Source organism: Streptomyces sp. NPDC006207, from assembly GCF_040613835.1.
In the GTDB taxonomy this organism is placed as follows: Bacteria; Actinomycetota; Actinomycetes; order Streptomycetales; family Streptomycetaceae; genus Actinacidiphila.
In genome coordinates, this window is sequence record NZ_JBEXSX010000017.1 from 1 (window position 1) to 18,451 (window position 18,451).

General features: G+C 72.3%; 12 protein-coding genes. 6 read left to right on the forward strand and 6 right to left on the reverse strand.

Annotated features, from left to right (window positions below):
- Positions 1 to 641 precede the first annotated feature (641 nt).
- Positions 642 to 4,415: a S8 family peptidase gene (locus tag ABZ312_RS15940; RefSeq protein ID WP_500437886.1), complete on the forward strand. Its 3,774-nt coding sequence runs from the start codon at positions 642 to 644 to the stop codon at positions 4,413 to 4,415.
- A gap of 145 nt (positions 4,416 to 4,560) precedes the next feature.
- Here ABZ312_RS15940 and ABZ312_RS15945 read toward each other — a convergent pair whose 3' ends face one another.
- Positions 4,561 to 6,063: a peptidoglycan-binding protein gene (locus ABZ312_RS15945; protein WP_500437888.1), complete on the reverse strand. Its 1,503-nt coding sequence runs from the start codon at positions 6,061 to 6,063 to the stop codon at positions 4,561 to 4,563.
- Positions 6,064 to 7,039: 976 nt separating this feature from the next.
- Positions 7,040 to 7,834, reverse strand: a complete 795-nt coding sequence (locus ABZ312_RS15950) for an SGNH/GDSL hydrolase family protein (RefSeq protein ID WP_499516136.1) — start codon at positions 7,832 to 7,834, stop codon at positions 7,040 to 7,042.
- A 219-nt stretch (positions 7,835 to 8,053) separates the two neighbouring features.
- Between ABZ312_RS15950 and ABZ312_RS15955 the strand changes: the two genes are divergently transcribed.
- Positions 8,054 to 9,004 (forward strand): GlxA family transcriptional regulator, encoded by a 951-nt coding sequence (locus tag ABZ312_RS15955; RefSeq protein WP_500437890.1) that lies wholly within the window; start codon positions 8,054 to 8,056, stop codon positions 9,002 to 9,004.
- 146 nt (positions 9,005 to 9,150) lie between these two features.
- Complete coding sequence (gene gap / locus ABZ312_RS15960; RefSeq protein WP_500323571.1) at positions 9,151 to 10,149, forward strand: type I glyceraldehyde-3-phosphate dehydrogenase; 999 nt, start codon at positions 9,151 to 9,153, stop codon at positions 10,147 to 10,149.
- 49 nt (positions 10,150 to 10,198) lie between these two features.
- Here the strand turns inward: gap and ABZ312_RS15965 are convergent, their stop codons facing one another.
- Positions 10,199 to 10,687 carry a YcxB family protein gene (locus tag ABZ312_RS15965; RefSeq protein WP_500323570.1) on the reverse strand — a complete coding sequence of 163 codons (489 nt, stop codon included), beginning with the start codon at positions 10,685 to 10,687 and terminating at the stop codon, positions 10,199 to 10,201.
- A 108-nt stretch (positions 10,688 to 10,795) separates the two neighbouring features.
- Between ABZ312_RS15965 and ABZ312_RS15970 the strand changes: the two genes are divergently transcribed.
- Entirely contained in the window at positions 10,796 to 11,134 is a 339-nt protein-coding gene (locus ABZ312_RS15970) for a hypothetical protein (protein ID WP_500323568.1), read from the forward strand.
- Between the two features lie 13 nt (positions 11,135 to 11,147).
- Here the strand turns inward: ABZ312_RS15970 and ABZ312_RS15975 are convergent, their stop codons facing one another.
- The gene (locus tag ABZ312_RS15975; protein WP_500437892.1) at positions 11,148 to 12,002 is read right to left on the reverse strand and encodes a GNAT family N-acetyltransferase; all 855 of its coding nucleotides are present in this window, start codon (positions 12,000 to 12,002) and stop codon (positions 11,148 to 11,150) included.
- 78 nt (positions 12,003 to 12,080) lie between these two features.
- The gene (locus tag ABZ312_RS15980; RefSeq protein WP_500437894.1) at positions 12,081 to 13,451 is read right to left on the reverse strand and encodes an alpha/beta fold hydrolase; all 1,371 of its coding nucleotides are present in this window, start codon (positions 13,449 to 13,451) and stop codon (positions 12,081 to 12,083) included.
- Between the two features lie 211 nt (positions 13,452 to 13,662).
- On the opposite strand from ABZ312_RS15980, the gene ABZ312_RS15985 reads away from it, so the two are divergent.
- Positions 13,663 to 14,649, forward strand: a complete 987-nt coding sequence (locus ABZ312_RS15985) for an ArsR/SmtB family transcription factor (protein ID WP_500323564.1) — start codon at positions 13,663 to 13,665, stop codon at positions 14,647 to 14,649.
- 32 nt (positions 14,650 to 14,681) lie between these two features.
- On the opposite strand, the gene ABZ312_RS15990 is transcribed toward ABZ312_RS15985, so the two are convergent.
- A complete protein-coding gene (locus ABZ312_RS15990; protein WP_500437896.1) occupies positions 14,682 to 16,535 on the reverse strand; it encodes an MFS transporter in 1,854 nt (617 codons plus the stop codon).
- 180 nt (positions 16,536 to 16,715) lie between these two features.
- On the opposite strand from ABZ312_RS15990, the gene ABZ312_RS15995 reads away from it, so the two are divergent.
- Entirely contained in the window at positions 16,716 to 18,371 is a 1,656-nt protein-coding gene (locus ABZ312_RS15995) for a hypothetical protein (protein ID WP_500323562.1), read from the forward strand.
- Positions 18,372 to 18,451: the final 80 nt, after the last annotated feature.

Below are 18,451 nucleotides of genomic sequence, written 5' to 3' on the forward strand. Positions count from 1 at the left end.
GGGCGGGGGGGGGGGGCGGGGCCCCCCGCCCCCCCCCCCCCCCGCCGTTCACCGCGGGCCGGCCGCCGGTCCCGGGCAGGGGCCACCGGCCCCGACGGCCGGGTCCACCGGCCGAAGGCCGAACTGGGTGACGCAGCTGCCGCTCTGGAGCCTCCCCTGAATTCACATCAGACATCGCACGTCTTTGCGCCATCCGGCACAACAATTGAGAATCCGGAATTACTCAACACATAGATCATCGCCTCCAGGTTTCGCGAGTGTTAAAACTGCCGTCACGGAGGAGTGATCGGTGGCGTCCACTTTGCCGCCCTTCCATCCGGGAGCGGCGGCGTCTCATGTGACCGTTCACCGGGGCGGAGTTCGCCACTCACCCTGCATGGCCTGTGCTCGGCGGGGACGCGCGAGGCTTCTTTGAATGCCGCCGAATCCGGACGGAAACCCCACGCCCGAGAACCCCGCGAATAGTGGCCGGCAGCGGACAGCCGCGCTGAACCTACCGCCAGTTGAGTGCGAATTCAAGCACTTTACATCCGCACTTCACTGATGATCAGATTCGGTCAATCAGTAACCCAGGAGGGCACGTGCGGTTTCCCATATCCCGAAGATCTGCGGTGTGGATCGCAGCGGTTGTTGTTGCCGGTGTGACGGTCGCTCCCGCGTCCGGCGCTGCGCCTTCGCAGCCCCTGCGTGGCGCTGCGGCCGCACCGGGCGGCGCGCAGCGCGTACCGGTCTCGGTCACGCTGATCACCGGTGACAAGGTGAAGGCGTTTCAGGAGCCCGGTGGGACGCTGTCCGTGGACGACGTCCGGCGCGCGTCGGGAACCAAGGGTTCGGTGCGTGTCGCCGTCGAGAACGGCGACACCTACGTGTATCCCGATGAGGCGATGCCCTACATCGCGACCGGCAGGCTCGACAAGCAACTCTTCAACATCACGCAGCTGGTAGCCCAGGGCTACGACGACGCCCACACCGTCGCGCTGCCCCTGATCATCACTCAGTCCAGCGGTGCGACCGCCCGCAAGGGCGGTGCCACCGAGGACGCACTGCCGTCCGGTACGGCTCTGCCAGGAGCGACGGCCACCCTGGGGCTTCCGTCCATCAACGGGGCAGCCGTCAAGGCCCAGCGGTCGAAGGCCGCCACCTTCTGGTCGGCGCTCACCGGCACCACCGGACAGGACGCCCCGCGGTCGGCGGCGCGGACCGCGGGGAGCCCGGACGATGCGGGCGCCCCCTCGTTCGCCGCCGATGTCGACAAGGTGTGGCTCGACGCCAAGGCGCAGGGGACCCTGGCGGAGACCACGGCGCAGATCGGGGCCCCCGAGGCGTGGAAGGCCGGTGGCACGGGCGCGGGCGTCCGGGTCGCCGTACTGGACTCAGGGGTGGACTTCACCCATCCCGACCTGGCCAATCGCATCGTGGCGTCCCGCAGCTTCGTCGAGGGCCAGGAGGTCGTCGACCGCAACGGCCATGGCACCCACACCGCCTCCACGGTCGGCGGGACCGGCGCCGCCTCCGGCGGGAAGGAGCGGGGAGTCGCCCCCGGCGCGGACCTGATCGTGGGCAAGGTCCTCGGGGACGACAACTCGGGTGCCAACTCGGGGATCATCGCCGGCATGGAATGGGCGGCGCGGACCGAGCACGCCAAGGTGATCAACATGAGCCTGGGCATGTCGACGTGGCACACCCAGGACGATCCCATGAGCCAGGCGGTCAACAAGCTGAGCGCCGAGACGGGCGCGCTGTTCGTCATCGCCGCCGGCAACGAGGGAACCAGCCCCTACAGCGTGAGCGCGCCGGGCACCGCTGACGCGGCGCTCACCGTCGGCGCGGTGGACTCCTCCGACGTCCTCTACTCGCGGTCCGGCGCCGGACCGCGGTTGGGGGACGACGGCCTCAAGCCCGACTTGACCGCGCCGGGTGTCGATGTGCTGGCGGCGAACTCGCAGCAGGTGCCGGGGGCGGAGGGCTACTACCGCACCGACAGCGGCACCTCCATGGCGGCGCCCCACGTCACCGGGGCGGCGGCCCTGCTGGCCCAGAAGCACCCGGTGTGGACGGGGCAGCAGATCAAGGACGCGCTGATGAGCACCAGCGCGCTGACCCCCGCCTACACCCCCTACCAGGCCGGCGCCGGCCGCCTGGACGTCGCGGCCGCCTACCTGCAGGACCAGGTCATCGCGACCGGGTCCGTGGACGCGGGACTCGTACGCTGGACCAAGGACCAGAAGCGGAATCCGGTCAAGCGGAAGATCACCTACACCAACACCACCGACAGCGCCGTCACGTTGCGGCTCACGGTGGACCGCGGCGACTCGCCCGCGGGGGCGTTCACCGTGGCCGCCGACCGTGTCACGGTTCCGGCGCGCGGCACCTCGACGGTCGACGTCGTCGCGGACCCCAGGGCGCTCGCGGCGGGCCGGTACGCCGCCCAGGTCACCGCACGCTTCGCGGCCGGTGCCGTGCACACGGCCATGGGGATGTCCGTCGAGTCCGAGAAGTACGACCTGACGGTCCGTCTGAAGGACCGGTCCGGGCAACCCGTCAGTGGCGAGGTCGAGATCACCGGTACCGACGGGACCACCTCCGTCATGTGGGTCCCGGACGGCAGGCTCACCAGCCGCTGGGCCCCCGGCTCCTACACCGTCGTCTCCACCCTCGACGTCGAAGGCCGAAACGGCCCGCACTCCCTCGGGTACGCCGTACTGACCGCGCCCGAGGTGGACCTCAGGTCCGACCGGGAAGTGGAACTGGACGCGTCGCGCATCCGCCCGGTCAAGGTGGACACGCCCGAGCCCACGACCGTCACCAACAGCAGGATCGACCTGTACCGCTCCTTCACCTCCAGCGAGCCCACGTACAAGGACACACAGGCCCTGCACGAGATCGTCATGACCTCGCCCGAGTACGACAGCCTGTGGGCGCTTCCGACCAAGGGCAAGGTGAAGAAGGGCAGTTTCGTCTTCACCACCCGGATCCGCGCCAAGCAGACCCCGCTGAAGATCACCTACGGCGGGCGCAGCCTCGACGAGACCCTGCTGGTGCAGCCCGGTTCCGCACCGTTCCAGGACGGCACCTCGCACGTCGAGGCCGTCTTCGCAGGCACCGGCAGGCCCGCCGACTACGTCGGGCTGTCCGCCCGCGGCAAGGCCGTGGTCGTCCGCGCCGACGCATGGGTGGCCCCGGCGGACCAGGCGGCGGCCGCACGTGCCGCGGGCGCGGCGATGCTCCTGGTGGTCAACGGCATCGACGGCCGCCTGACCGACTGGTACGGGGACCCGGACGGCTACACGACCGGGCCCATCCCGGTCGCCTCTCTCACCGTCGACGAGGGCGCCGACCTGATCAAGGAGATCACGTCCCCGGGGAGGACCAAGCTGGCGGTCGAGGCCCATCCCTCGCCGCGGTACCTGTACGACCTGGCCGACTACCACCACGGCGGCGTGCCCGACGACCCCTCCGCGTCGACGGACCCCGGCAGCCTCGCCCGCGTCGACAACGTCTTCGCCACGCCCGCCGGCAAGCAGATCAAGGAGAGCCGGGAGGACAGCCCGCCGTACGAGCAGTACCCCGCCGGCCATCCCTACAGCTTCGGGCCGCGCAACCCGACATTTCCGAGGGAGCCGGTCGCACCGGGTCCCCGAACCGACTGGGTGTCCGCCGGCGACGGCGTGAAGTGGCAGCAGTACGCCGGCGTCGCCGACGGCCTCACAAGCTTCACCGACGTCGTCGGCTACCGTCCGCGCAGCGTGCAGAGCCAAAACTGGTTCGGCCCCCTCATCCGGCCGCGCATGCTCAGCTTCGAGGTCCCGCAGCGATTCGGCGACGTCATGACGGGCATCATCACGGGCTTCGGTGACGGAGGAGCCGCCCACAGCGGCAGCACCGGCCTGATGTCCCGGGACTTCGCCCTCTACCAGGGGGACAAGAAGGTGTACCAGAGCGGGCCGTACGCCGACTTCGTCGCGGTCGACCTGGCCCCGCAGACGCTCCCCTACCGGCTCGTGGTCGACACGCAGGGGAACACCGACGTCACCCCGTACTCCTCCACCACGCACACCGAATGGCGGTTCCAGTCCGGAACCGCCGACGCTCAGGTCATCCCGCTGGTCCAGCTCGACTACGGAACGGAGCTGGACCGCGCCGGGCAGGCGAAGCGTACGTCGGCCTTCTCCGTCACTCCCGTCGTCCTCGGCAGTGACGCGGCCAAGGACGCGGTCTCCTCGGTCAAGCTCGAGGTGTCCTACGACGACGGGGCCTCCTGGCAGCCGCAGGACCTGAAGGCGAGCAAGGACACCTGGCAGGCGCAGCTCCACGCGCCGGCCCGGGCGGGTTACGTGTCCATCCGCGTCACCGCCAAGCAGCACAACGGCGGCGGCATCACCCAGACCGTCACCCGGGCCTTCGGCCTGAAGTAGCCCACGCGATGCGCCGGTGCCCGCACCCCGTGAGGGTGCGGGCACCGGCCCGGGCCGCGGTGCTCGCCGGCGGTCCGGGCACCAACCCGCGCACGACGCCGGCGTGGGACGGGGCGGCACCTGCTGTGGTGCCGCCCTCGTCGGGTCAGGGGGCCAGTAGGTTCAGCCAGGCCCCGGTCCGGACGGTGCCGTCCGCGGGCAGGCCGCGGGAGGACTGGAAGGACCGCACCGCGGTGTCCGTCGCCGGGCCGAAGGCTCCGTCGACGGACAGTCCCGCACCGCGGGTGTTCAGCAGGTACTGCACGGCGGAGACAGCGGGTCCGGTGTCGCCCTGCTTGAGCGTCGCGACGACGAGCGGCTGCCAGGTCGCGGGGCCGACGACGCCGTTCGAGGGCAGACCGCGCGAGGTCTGGAAGGAACGGACACCGGCGGCGGTCGTGATGCCGAAGACGCCGTCCACGGCGAGCCCCACCCCGCGGGCGTTCAGCAGGTACTGCAGGGCCCTGACCCGGGTGCCGCTCTGGCCCTGCTGCAGCAGGGGCCAGTCGGGCGCGGGCGTGCCGGCGCCGGTGGGCAGCGCGAAGGGCAGCGGGAGCAGCAGCTGGGTGTTGCGGGCCGTCGGTGCGCCGCGCCGCAGGTCGATGCCGCGGGCGACGGACTGGATGTCGTTGGCGGCCAGTTCGCGCGCCAGCGAGGCGAGCGCGGCGGGGGTGCCGGTGTCCCCGCCGTACGACAGCGGGGCGTCCGCGTCGACCATGGTGGTGAAGATCGACAGGTGGCCGCCGCCCTCGGCGATCTCGACGATCCGGGACTGCACGGGCCAGTCGATGTGCGAGGCGGTGTTCACCTCCCAGAATCCGGCGCTGAGCGCGGAGGTCCAGGCGGGCTTGTGCGCGGTGATGTTGTTGGTGTGCGTGTGGCCGTCCACCATCAGGACGACGTTCGGGAAGCGCAGCAGCTTGTCGCGCAGGTCGGCGCCGCTGTAGGGCGCGTCGTCGTCCGTGTTGTCCATCGAGTCGAGCGTGTGGTGGCAGCAGACGACGATCAGCTTGTCCTTGACCCCGGGCTGGGTGACGACGGTGCCGGGACCCGTGCCGTTGGGCCGGTCCGTCTCGTAGCGGGAGCTGTTCGCCTTCAGCTGCGCGTCCAGCCACTCCCACTGCGCCTGGTCGAGGGCGCCGTCCGCGCCGCCGCCCGGGTTGGTGGTGTCGAGCACGAGGACCTGGACGAGGTCGGAGGGGCCGGAGGGTATGGCGTAGTACGCCCGGTCGCTGCCGGAGGTGAAGCCGTGTCCGGCGGGGGTGCCGGTGGTGCGGAAGTGCTCGGCGACGAACTCGCGCCGCTCCAGCAGGCGTCGTGCCGGGTCGGCGGTGACCTTCTCGGTGTCGAGGGTGAAGTCGCCGGTGATGATGTCCGTCAGCAGCTCGATGTAGTAGGCGGGCCCGTTGTCGAAGACGTCGGGGACGCCCTCGATCTGGGTGATCTTCGTCGAGCCGGTGGCGATGCTCTTGAGCGGGTCGAACGGCAGGACGTCCGGCGCCACGTTGCCCTGCACGAGGCCGTCGTGGTTGCCGTAGGCGGCGTACCAGGGCATGCGCAGGCCGCCCGCGGTGAAGGGCCTGCGGGCGGCGGCGAGCAGACCGGTCACCAGGGGGAAGCCGGCCAGCTCGTTGTTGTCGGGGGGGCTCTGCCGGGCCTGCGGGTGCCAGTAGTGGACGGGTGCCGAACCGCCCGCTGCTCACGCTCTCGTCGAGGGCGAGGTTGCCGGAGTCGGGGGTGACGGTGTTGCCGTCCAGCAGGTCGATGTACCAACGGGTCTCGTTGTACTGGCAGTTGTCGACCGCGTCGCCGGTGACGACGGTGAAGGCCAGCGGTGCGCCGGTCCGCGGTCCGCGTCCGACCTGCCGGACGGCTCGGCACATCGCGTCGGTCGTCTGGGTCGACAGGAACTCGTGCGCGCGGTACGCGGACTCGGTGGGATACGAGTTGTAGTGCGGCGGGCCGTAGTCGGCGAGCCGGTCGAGGCACTCGACGCGCAGCGGTGACTGGTCGTCGACGATGTGCAGGTCGGACATCTGGGCGAAGGCGATCAGCGACCGGGTCACCGTGGGTGCGGTGACGTTGGCCAGGTCCTTGCGGACGAGGTGGGGTTCGCCGGGCCCCGCGACGATCCCGCGGTAGCCGGACCCGAGGTCCGGGCCGCGCAGCAGCGTACGGTCCAGGGTCGACAGGCCCGGTACGGAACCGTCGTCGGCGGTGGTCCGGGGGGCGGCGGCCGCGAGGCCGGCGAGGCCGCCTTGGGTGACGGTGGCGGTCACCACGCTCACGGCGGTCGCCATCAGCATTCTTCGGCGCGTCAGAGACATTCCGCATCCTGTTCGGTCGTCAGCCGCCGTACGCGGGCAGCACGGCATGGCGATGGGGGGACGAGGGAGGCGCGCGGACCACCCGGTCGTGGAGCGGAGGACCGGGCCCGCCAAGAGTGGCAAAGGGAGGGCCCGACCGCAAGGAGTGGTACAGCCACTCATCCACTTTCTGACCGACTCACTTGTCGGTGACGGCATGACGCGACCCCGCACGGACCTTCGGGCGCGGCCGTACGGGGTCTGCGGGGGGGTGGGTGGTCAGCTGTTGGCGTTCAGCACGGGGTAGTAGCCGCTCGAGTGGCCCTTGGCGGTCGGGTGGTAGGACTCCCAGCTCGGCGAGACCACCAGGGAGTGCAACCAGTCGTCGCCGGAGCACAGTTCATGGCCGTTGAAGGTCCCCCGGACGTCGCCGAAGACGAAGCCGTGGGCGGCGGCCCTGGCGGCGATGACGCCGTCGAGGACGTCCGCGGCCTCGTCGATCTTGCGGTGCTTGGTGTCGGACAGGCCGACGCACAGCACGTTCAGGGTGTACACGCGGGGATAGCCGAGGACGACGACCTTGGCGTTGGGGGCCTTGGCGCGGATCGCGTTGTAGGTGGCGTCCAGGCGGGCGGGCAGGGTGTTGCGGGCGTAGTTCTCCGCCTGGGTGACCCGGTTGACGCAGTCGGTGTCGGAGCCGATCACACAGGTCGTCATGACGTCCGAGAAGCCCGCGTCGTTGCCGCCGATGGTGAGGGAGACCAGACCGGTGGAGGCGTTCAGCGGGCCGAGCTGGTTGTTGGTCACGTCCGTGGTCACCGCACCCGAGCAGGAGGTGTCGGCGAAGGAGGAGGGGGCGTGGGCGTTCTTCCAGAGGTACGGGTACGCGCTGAAACTCCGGTGGCAACTGCCGCTGGCGCTGTCGTAGTTACCTGCTCCGTTGCCGGCGGAGTACGAGTCCCCCAGCGCGACGTAGGCGGGCCCGGCGGCGTGTGCCGGGGTGGACCACAGCAGGCCGAAGGCCAGGGTGACGATCAGGGTGGTCAGGGCCGACAACGACGTGGTGCGTCTCACGGAACCTCCCTGGGCGGAGAGTTGACTACCACTTGGTAGCCCCGGACCCGGCCCGTTGGGAAGTGTCCATGACAATGGAATGTTAAAATTTCTTCGCGCGTAGATCCCGCGTTCGGCTCATCGCCGTCTCCGGGCCGGGGACGCGCCGGGCGACCGATGGCAGGATGCTTGCGGTGGTGGTCGGCCACGCCACCGGGCGGGAGAGCCGGAGGAGGCCCCTTGAGCGGCAGGAAGAACCATCACGTCGTCGTGCTCGTGCTGGAGGGTGCCAAGCCGCTGGACGTCGGGATCCCGGCGCAGGTGTTCTCCAACCGGCCGAGCATGCCCTACGACGTACGGGTGTGCGGCGCGGCGCCCGGGCTGGTGACCGGCGGCGACGGGCTCTCGTACCACGTGGCGGAGGGTCTGGAGGCGTTCGAGGACGCCGACACCGTCTTCATCCCCGGTTACCGGGAGCCGGCCGGCGCCGAACCGCCCGCGGCGGTCGTCGGCGCGCTGACGGCGGCCCACGAGCGCGGGACCCGGCTCGCGGCCATCTCGACCGGGGCGTTCGCGCTGGCGGCGACGGGCCTGCTGGACGGCAAGCGGGCCACGACCCACTGGCACTACACCAAGGCCCTCGCCGAGCGGCACCCCCTGGTGCGGGTGGACGCGAACGTGCTGTTCGTGGACGAGGGCGACGTGCTCACCTCGGCCGGAGCGGCGTCCGGCATCGACCTGTGCCTGCACCTGGTGCGGCGGGACCACGGCGTCGCCCTCTCCAACCACGTGGCGCGGCGGCTGGTGGCGGCGCCGTACCGCAGCGGAGGCCAGGCCCAGTACGTCCCCCGGAGCGTGCCCGAGCCGCTCGGCGACCTCTTCGCCGGCACCCGCGAGTGGGCCCTGGCGCACCTGGCCGAACCGCTGACGCTGGAGACGCTCGCCCGCAACGCGCGGGTCTCGGCGCGCACCTTCTCACGGCGGTTCGTGGAGGACACCGGCTACACGCCGATGCAGTGGGTGCTGCGGGCCCGGGTCGACCTGGCCCGCGAACTGCTGGAACGCACCGACCTGGGCGTGGAGCAGATCGCCGACCGCGTCGGCCTCGGCACCGGCGCGAACCTGCGCCTGCACTTCCACCGCATCCTCGGGACCTCCCCCACGGAGTACCGGAACACCTTCTCGGCCTGACCGGGAGGAAGTGGCGAGGGAGTGGCGGGATCCTTGCGATCGATGGCGAAATGTATGGCGGGATACTTGCGCATGCTGTCGTTCAGGCCACTGCCGCAAGGGCCCGCGCATGCGGAGCATGGAGGCGGCAACGAAAGGAACCCGCCATGACCCGCATCGCCGTCAACGGATTCGGCCGCATCGGACGCAACACCCTCCGCGCCCTCGTCGAGCGCGGCAGCGACCTCGAGGTGGTCGCCGTCAACGACCTCACGGCACCCGAGTCCCTCGCGCACCTGCTCAAGTTCGACAGCGCGCTCGGGCGGCTCGGGCGCACCGTCGAGGTGGACGGCTCCGAGCTGGTGGTCGACGGCCGCCGGATCAAGGTGCTCGCCGAGCGCGAACCGGCCAAGCTGCCGTGGGCCGAGCTGGGCGTCGACGTCGTGCTGGAGTCCACCGGCCGCTTCACCTCGGCGGAGGCCGCCCGCGCGCACCTGGCCGCCGGTGCCAAGCGGGTCCTGGTCAGCGCCCCCTCCGACGGCGCCGACGTCACCCTCGCGTACGGCGTCAACACCGAGGAGTACGACCCGGCCCGGCACACCATCGTGTCGAACGCCTCGTGCACCACGAACGCCCTGGCCCCGCTCGCGTCCGTGCTGGACGACCTGGCCGGCATCGAGCACGGCTTCATGACCACGGTGCACGCCTACACCCAGGAGCAGAACCTCCAGGACGGCCCGCACCGCGACATGCGGCGCGCCCGCGCCGCCGGCGTGAACATCGTGCCCACCACCACCGGGGCCGCCAAGGCCATCGGCAAGGTGCTGCCGAAGCTCGACGGCAAGCTCTCGGGCGACTCCATCCGCGTGCCCGTACCGGTGGGCTCGATCGTGGAGCTCAACACCACGGTCTCCCGCGAGGTCACCCGCGAGCAGGTGCTGGACGCCTACCGGGCCGCCGCCGACGGCAAGCTGAAGGGCATCCTCGACTACGCCACCGAGCCGCTGGTCTCCAGCGACATCACCGGCCACCCGGCCTCGTCCATCTTCGACGCCGCCCTCACCCGCGTCGACGGCCGCCACATCAAGGTGGTGGCCTGGTACGACAACGAGTGGGGCTTCTCCAACCGGGTCGTCGACACCCTCGAACTCCTCGCCCGCGCCTGACCGCCGGTGGGGGGCCGGCAGCACACGCCGGCCCCCCGACCGCGCCCCGTCAGGAGAACGGCCGGTACCAGGGCCGCTTCACCGGGGGCAGCCGCCGGGCGAAGAAGGCGGCGACGACGGCCTGCTGGGTCTCGTCGAAGGCCCGCTTGGGGAAGAACCCGTAGGCTCCGCTGACCTGGCGCAGGTACCAGAACCCCGCACGCTCCCGCGCCTCGCGGTAGGCGTCCCAGCCGACCTCCGCCTGCGAGACGGTCGTGCGCAGCGTGTAGGCCTGCTCCGTCAGCCGGACGGTCCACGGTTCGGCGAACTGGCGCGCGATCCTGCGGACGGCGAGACGGACCGCGACGACCTCGAGGAAGAACGGCATGCCGATCCCGTAGAAGAGCAGCCACTTCTTCGGCTCGTCCGAGAACAGGGACAGCGCGCCCAGCAGGGCCAGGAGAAGGCCGAGGACGGTGACCCCACGGATGGCGGGCGAACTGCGGATCGCTCTGCGGTACTCCTGTCCCGTCATCTGGAACGTCGCGGTGAGGTCCACGGCCGGGTACCGCCTTCGTCGAGGGTGACGGGCTTCACGTGCCCGGACGCCGAGAGGGTACCGGGCGCCCCGAACGCGCCCGTCCTCGGGGGGATAGGATCGCGCGCCGTGGCGAACCCGAGCTTCATCGACTGCTGCGCCGGGCCCGAACTCGCCTGGGTGCGGACGCTGTACGAGTCCCACCACGACCAGGAGTCCCTGCTGTGCTGCGCGGCCTGCCGGACCTACTGGTTCCACCGCTTCCACGAGTACCCCGGCTGGTCCGGCGGCGGCGACGACCTGACGACCTGGTACACCCGCCTCACCCCCGCGGAGGGCGAACGCCTCCGGGACACGGCCGACCCGTCCGCCGAGGACCTCTCCTTCCTCCGGACGCGCCCGGGATGGATGGACGACGCCCGCGGCTCCCGCCGGGTCGACGGCGCGCCGGACCACCCGCACGGCTGACCGGCCTCGCCGGCTACTGCCCGCGGGCCGGCTGACCGGAGATGAGCAGGGTGGTACCGGCCGGGCGGAAGCCCAGGCGGGCGTAGATGCGGGCGACGGTCCGGTGCGCGTAGGCCAGGAAGACGGTGCGCACGCCGTGGTCGCGGGCGTGGGCGGCGAGGGCGGCCGTCACGGCGGCGCCGAGGCCCTGGCGGCGGGCGGTGGGTAGGGTACCGACGCCGCCGATCTCCGTGGTGCCGTCGGCAGGATGGTGGTGGCCCGCGGCGAGCGGGGTACCGTCGGGGGCGAAGGCGGCGAAGAGCGTCTTGTGGCCGGTGCGGAGCGAGGGGGCGGTCGTCGCCACGGTGGCGTCCGCCCGCAGCGCCTCGGCGGCCGCCGCCAGTTCGGCGCGGCCCGCCGTCCCGGTCGCGGTGCCCTCGTCGGCGAACGCCAGCCCGGGGAGGGCAAGTACGGCGGGGAGCGCGGGATCGTCGGCGTGCACCTCCCGGATCGTGACCCCGTCGGGGAGGGGCTGCCGCAGCAGCGGACGGCGGGGGTCGAGGACCATCAAGGGGCGTTCCGCCACCGGGAGACCGGCTGCCTCGATGCTCCCGCGCAGTGACGGCGTGACCTCCGCGAGCCATTCGAAGGCCTGCGGCACGCCGAGTTCGCGCTGCCGGGCGCGGACCCGGGCGATGTCGTCCGCGGAGGGCGCCCCGCGGCCGCCCACCGCATCGGGGCGGGCGTGGCCCGGCCCGCCGTAATAGGGGGTGCCGGGCTCCTTGCGGACGAACAGGCACAGGGAGCCGAACCTCTCGGCTTCGGCGAACAGCAGCGGCACCGTGGCGTAGTAGCGCTCGATGCGGTCACGCGGGGACGGCTCGGTCATGGGGTGCAGGAGACCACGGGCCGCAGGGGCGCCGCATCCGGATTGACGGATGCGGCGCCCCTGCGGCCCGCGCGGCCGTCAGCGCCCGAGCAGGAAGTCGTGGACCGCCTGGCGGCCCTCGTCGCTCGCCGCCCGGCTCTGCACGGAGTGGGCGGCGCCGTGGACCACCACGACCTGGGCCCGCGGGGTCAGCTTCTTCTGGTCGTACAGCCATTCCAGAGGCGTCGACAGGTCCCGGTCGCCGCCGAGGAGCAGCACCGGGACGCCGGGGAGGCGCCGGTGCGCGGCAGGTAGCGGCGGGGCCGGGGTGCGGGGCCAGTCGAGGCAGCTGAGCATGGAGCCGAGGCCCATCGCCGTGACGGCGTCGAAGGGGCCGTGGTCGGCCGGGGTCAGTTCGGCACCCGCCTTCTCCAGCGCGTCCCGCCGGCCGGCGACCGGGGCGTCCGACCTGCCCCAGGGGTAGCGTCCGTCGAGGCACAACGTCGAGGCGTGGAGCCCCTGGCTGAGTTCCTCCGCGGTCGCCGCGCTGCCCTGCCGTACGCCCTGGATGAGGCCGTTGAGCAGTCCCGGGTCGCCCTCGGCGGCCTGGTGGAGGGCGTCGATCATGTCCGCGTAGTCGGGGTCGACGAACTCCCAGGTGGTGAGCGCGTCCAGCACGTCGACGCCGTTGCCGTAGGTGTCCACGACCTCGGCCAGGTCAGCCGCCGGGTCCGTGGCGCAGCCGATGCTCGCGCACGCCGCCGTCAGCACGCGCGGCGCGGCCCGCATCGCGGCCAGGTCCATCGGGTCGTAACCGGTCTGGGGCACCACCGAGTCCAGCACCATCCGGGCCACGTGCCCGGGGTGGGCGAGGGCGTACCGCTCGGCGGTGTACGTGCCGTAGGAGACACCGTCGAGGGTCATCTTCCGCACGCCCAGCGCGCGGCGGAGCAGTTCGAGGTCGGCGACCGTGTCGCCGGTGCCGTAGAAGCGGCGGTCGGGACCGATGGCCGCGGCGCAGTCCCGCACCGCGCGTGCGGTGGGCGGCGTCAGGTCCGACGATCCCATCTGCTCCTGCAGCGCGGGGCATTGCAGCGCGTCGCCGCCGGTGCCGCGCTGGTCGATCACGACGAGGCGGTAGTCCTTGAGCACCGGCTCCAGTACCTTGCGCATCCGTTCCACGAAGGGGACGCCCGGCTGTCCGGGGCCACCCGTCAGGAACAGCAGGACGCCCTTGGGGGCGTCCGCGTTGTCGCCCATGGCGACCTTCAGGCCCAGCCGGCCCCGTACCGCGCCGCTGTGGTCGAGCGGAACCGTCAGCGTGGCACAGCTGAAGCCGACCAGGCCGGGGCAGGCCGCGGTGCCGGAGAGCCCCCCGCTCCCCCCGGCCGGCCCCGCGGCCCCCCGGTCCTGTGCCGACGACGTGCAGGTGCCCGCCACCATCAGCAGGCCGGCGGCGGCCAGCGCCACCGCCGCCCGTGCTCCGGGCCTCCGCGTCCCCCGTGCCTTTCCGGCCCCGCGCATCACCCGCATCGCACGCACCCCCGCCCTCCGGCGTTCTCTGTGCCCCTGCCGTCCGTCGGCCATCAGACTGCGCCAAGGGGGCTCGCCACGGCGAGACTCCGTGCCACGATTCGAGCACGTTCGAAGGAACCCGGGATGCGGGGCGGCAGGGAGAAGGATGATCGAACTCACCGTGGACGCCGCCGGGTTGGCCCGGTCCCACTTCGCTGTCTCGCCGCTGCACGAGGTCGCGGCGACGCTGCTGCCGTGGGGCCTGCGCCCGGACCCGGAGGCCGATCCGTGGGTGACGCGGGCCCGTCGGGTGCTGCGCCGCGCACGGCTGCCGTTGCTGTCGGAGCTGGCGCTCGACGGGGGCGGCTACCTACCGGACTTCCTCAGCCCGCATCCGTCCGGTCCCTCGCCCACCGTCGAGGAGGAGCTGGAGCGGGTGCGTGCCACGCCGCCCGGGCGCGTGCTGGGCGAGTTGGCGGCGTTGCGGGACGGCCGCCCCTGCAACGGGCTGGCCGGATCGGAGCTGCCGCCCGGGGTGCGGCGCGCGATGGCGCGGGGCGGCGGACACGTCGCCCGGCAGGTCGCGGAGGAACTGCGGCGCTACTGGGAGCTCGCCTTCGCCCCGCACTGGCCCGGTGCGAGGGCCGCGCTCGACGCGGAGGTCGACCGGTGCGCGGGGGTACTGGCCCGGCAGGGCGCCGCGGGGCTGTTCAACTCGCTGCACCCCGCGATCCGGTGGACCGGCGGCACGCTGCGCGTCGAGAGCCGCTTCTCGGTGGGGATCGCCGCTCCCCTGGTGATCGTGGTGCCGTCGCTGGTGGCGGCGGGGCCGAGCGTGGTCGTCGACCCGGTGCGCGGCGGGCGGCGGCCGCCGATGGTGGCCTATCCCGTACGGGACAGGCCGGCCGCGCCGGCGGCCCCTTCCGCCGAGCTGGCCAGGCTGCTCGGGCCCACCCGCGCGGGGCTGCTCGGGGCGCTGGCGCGGCCGGCGTCCACCACGCAGCTCGCGGCGCGTCACTTCCTGAGCGCCGCCACGGTCTCCTACCACCTGGGGGTGCTGCACCAGGCCGGTCTCGTGACCCGTTCCCGGTCGGGGCGGACGGTGCTGTACCGGCGTACGCCCGCCGGGTCGCGGCTGACGGGGCGGGGCTGACCCCCTGAGGCCCGCCCCACCCAGGCCACCGGTCAGGCCGTGACGGTCTCGCCGGGCAGCGCCAGGTCGAGGTCGACCAGGCGCTCGTCTCCCGCGTGCGTGGCCGCCGAGGTGAGGGGGCCGTGCCCCGCCGCGCGCGCGGCGAGCACGTACGGGCCACCGGCCGGGACCGCGAGCGCGTAGCTGCCGTCCTCCGCGGAGAGCGTCGCCCCGGCCTGCCGCCCGCGACGGTCGATCAGGGTGACCTTGGCACGGGCGACCGGAGCGCCCCCAGCACCCACGACCCGGCCACGGAAGCCACGCAGGACCTCCTCCGCACGCGCCAGGCCGGCCTCCTCCTCGCTGCCGGCGCGCAGCTGCAGGCCGGTCCGCCGTCCGGGCAGGCCGAGGGCGAGCAGCAGGCCGAGGAGGACGGCGCCCGTGGCGATGAGGAACGAGACGCGGAAGCCGTGCATGGTCGGGATGGCGACGCCGTTGACGTGCTGGGCGGTGTTGGCCAGCACCATGCCGATCACGGCGCTGGACACCGAGGTGCCGACGGACCGCATCAGGGTGTTCAGGCCGTTGGCCGCGCCGGTCTCGGAGGCCGGCACCGCGCCGACGATGAGGGCGGGCAGCGAGGAGTAGGCCAGGCCGATGCCCGCGCCCAGGATCACCGAGGTGAGGACGGTCTGCCAGACGGCGTCCATCAGGCCGAGGCCGCCGCCGTAGCCGGCGCCGATCACCAGCAGGCCCATGATCAGCGTGGTCTTCGGGCCGAAGCGGGCGGACAGGCGGGCGTAGACGGGGGCGGTGAACATCATCGTCAGGCCGAGCGGGGCCACGGCCAGACCCGCGACGACCATGGACTGGCCCAGGCCGTAACCGGTGGCTGCGGGGAGCTGGAGGAGCTGGGGCAGGACGAGCGAGACGACGTAGAAGCTGACCCCGACCATGATCGAGGCGAGGTTGGTGAGCAGCACCTCGCGGCGGGCGGTGGTGCGCAGGTCGACCAGCGGGGCCTTCACCCGCAGTTCCATCACGCCCCACAGCAGCAGGACGACGGCTGCGGCGGCGAACAGCCCGAGGGTGGTGCCGGACGACCAGCCCCAGTCGCTGCCCTTGGTGATCGGCAGCAGGAACAGGACCAGGCCGGTGGACAGGCCGAGCGCGCCGGGCAGGTCGAACGTGCCCTTCGCGCGCGTCGGGGACTCCGGCACGACGGCCAGGGCGAGGACGATGGCGAGGACGCCGAGACCGGCCGCGGCGTAGAAGAGCGCGTGCCAGTTCGTGTGCTGGGCGATCAGCGCCGCGCCGGGCAGCGCCAGGCCGCCGCCGACGCCGATGGAGGAGCTCATGAGGGCCATCGCCGAGCCGAGCCGCTCCCGGGGGAGCATGTCGCGCATGAGCCCGATGCCGAGCGGGATGGCGCCCATGGCGAAGCCCTGGAGCGTACGGCCCACGATCATGGTGAGCAGCTGGCTGGTGACGGCGCTGATCACCGCGCCGACCACCATGACCGCGAGGCTGGTGATCAGCATGCGGCGCTTGCCGTAGAGGTCACCGAGGCGGCCCATGATCGGGGTGGCCACCGCGCCGGAGAGCAGGGTGGAGGTCAGCACCCAGGTCGCGTTGCTCGGCGCCGTGTGCAGCAGCTGCGGCAGGTCCTTGATGACCGGCACGAGCAGGGTCTGCATGACTGCGACAACGATGCCCGCGAAGGCGAGTACCGGGACGACCGCCCCGCTGGCTCTCCGGGCGGGCAGGTCGGTCGTCGTGAGCGTCATGGGGTGAGGCCTCCGGGCAGAGGTAGGACCGTGGTGGTGGTCATGCGTGTCGTGTACGTGAGCTGCAACCCCGTATGCCGAGGCAACTATTCCGTCACCCGGAAACCGTAAAACACGCATTTGCCCGGCTTATTTGGCTTTGGTGCCGACACACACGGATCCCTTTCGGCACGACGGCCCCATCTGTGACCACTCTGTGATCTTCCCGTGCACAACGGTGCGGATGCCCGGGAGGTCTGAAGGGCGTGCGCCCGGAGCGGCGCACCGCTTCAGACCCCGACATCCGACAAGGAAACGTTGATGAGACGTCCCGTCCGCAGATCCGTCTCCCGGGCAGCGATCGGTCTCGTGGCGGCCGCCGCTCTGGCCGCCGGGTTCGGCTCAGCCGCACCCGCGCTCGCCGACGACGGCGCCCCACTGCCGGTCGCGATCACCGGCGCGAGCCACGTGGATCTGTCGCTCCAGGGCGACGACGACGACCCGAGCCAGCCCCAGGTCTCGCTGCGGCTCGCCGCGCCCGGCAGCGACGAGCCGGACGACGACGGGGTGGTCCCCGTCGTCCACCAGGGCCCGTACACGATCAAGATCGACGCCAGCGGCCTCGAGGGCGTCGCCGCCGTGAAGCTGCCCTGCGACGCGACCGGCCTGACCGCCGTCTGCGAGCGCGACGACATCAACGCCGGGGAGGCGTACAACCGCATCGGCGGCATCCGCCTCGACATCGACGCCGACAGCGCGGCCGGGGACTTCGGCACCATCAAGGTGACCGGCGAGGGCGAGGGCGTCGAGTTCACGCCGCTCACCATCGACGTGCTGGTCGGCGGTCCGGAACTGCTGGGCCGCAAGCTCGCCGAGCCGAAGGGCCTCGCCGCCGGCGACACCTACGAGGCGCCGGTCGGGTTCCGCAACGTCGGCGGCATGGCGGCCGACGGCGCCGTGCTCCACTTCCACGGCTCGCGCGGGCTGAGCTTCCCCGACAGCTACGGCAACTGCGCCTACAAGCAGACCACCGAGGGGTCGCTGCTCTACCAGGGCACCGACGCGATCTGCACCTTCGCCGGCACCTACAAGACGGGCACGGCCTACACCCTGTCCGGACCGCTGAAGGTCAAGACGGCCGCGTTCGCCCTCAGGGACGGCTTCAGCTACGGGTTCTCCGCGGTCGGCGCGAAGAAGGCCGAGGCGCTGCTGGAGAACGACGGCTACACGCCGGGTACCGGCGCGCCGCTGACCCTCGAGGAAGTCCCCGGCGCCCCCGCGGGTGACTACACGCGCTACACCGATCTCGACCTGCCCAGCCACAACACCTACGACCTGGTGCTCACCGGTGCCTCCGCCCGGGGCGACGCCGGCGACACGGTGAAGGCGGAGATCGGCTTCCGCAACGACGGTCCGGCCTGGATCAGCGCTCTGCGCAGCGGCGGGGAGCCGATCATCTTCTCCGTCGCCGTGCCCGAGGGCGCGAAGGTGACCAAGAGCCCCAAGGGCTGCAGCTTCACCACCATCGACGAGGGCGTCAAGGGCTACCTGTGCTGGGTCGACACCCCGCTGCTGGAGGACGCGAAGCTGAGCTTCCCGTTCGAGCTGCGCATCGACAAGGTCGTGAAGAACGCCAAGGGCAAGGTCGCCCTGCCGGCGTGGAACAACCCGGTCGAGCCCGAGCAGTCCAACAACACCGCCTGGATCGTCCTGAACGCCACCGGCGACGGCGACGGCTCGCAGGGCTCCTCCGGTGGCCCGTCGGCCACCCCGGAGCCCACCGCCTCCGGCGACGACGAGTCGGGCTCCGCCGGCACGTCCGGCAACGGCGGCTCCTCGTCCTCCGGCGGCGACTCCGGCGGCGGCCTCGCCTTCACCGGCGCCGGCGGCGCGCTGCTCCTCGGCGGCTCCGCGATCCTGGCCCTCGGGCTGGGCGCCGTGATCATCGTCGTCGTACGGCGCAGGAGCGCCGCCTGACGCCGCACCGCCACCACGCGACGGCCGCCACGCCCCTCGGGGCGCGGCGGCCGTCGTCGTACCGGGTGACGGGGGCCAGG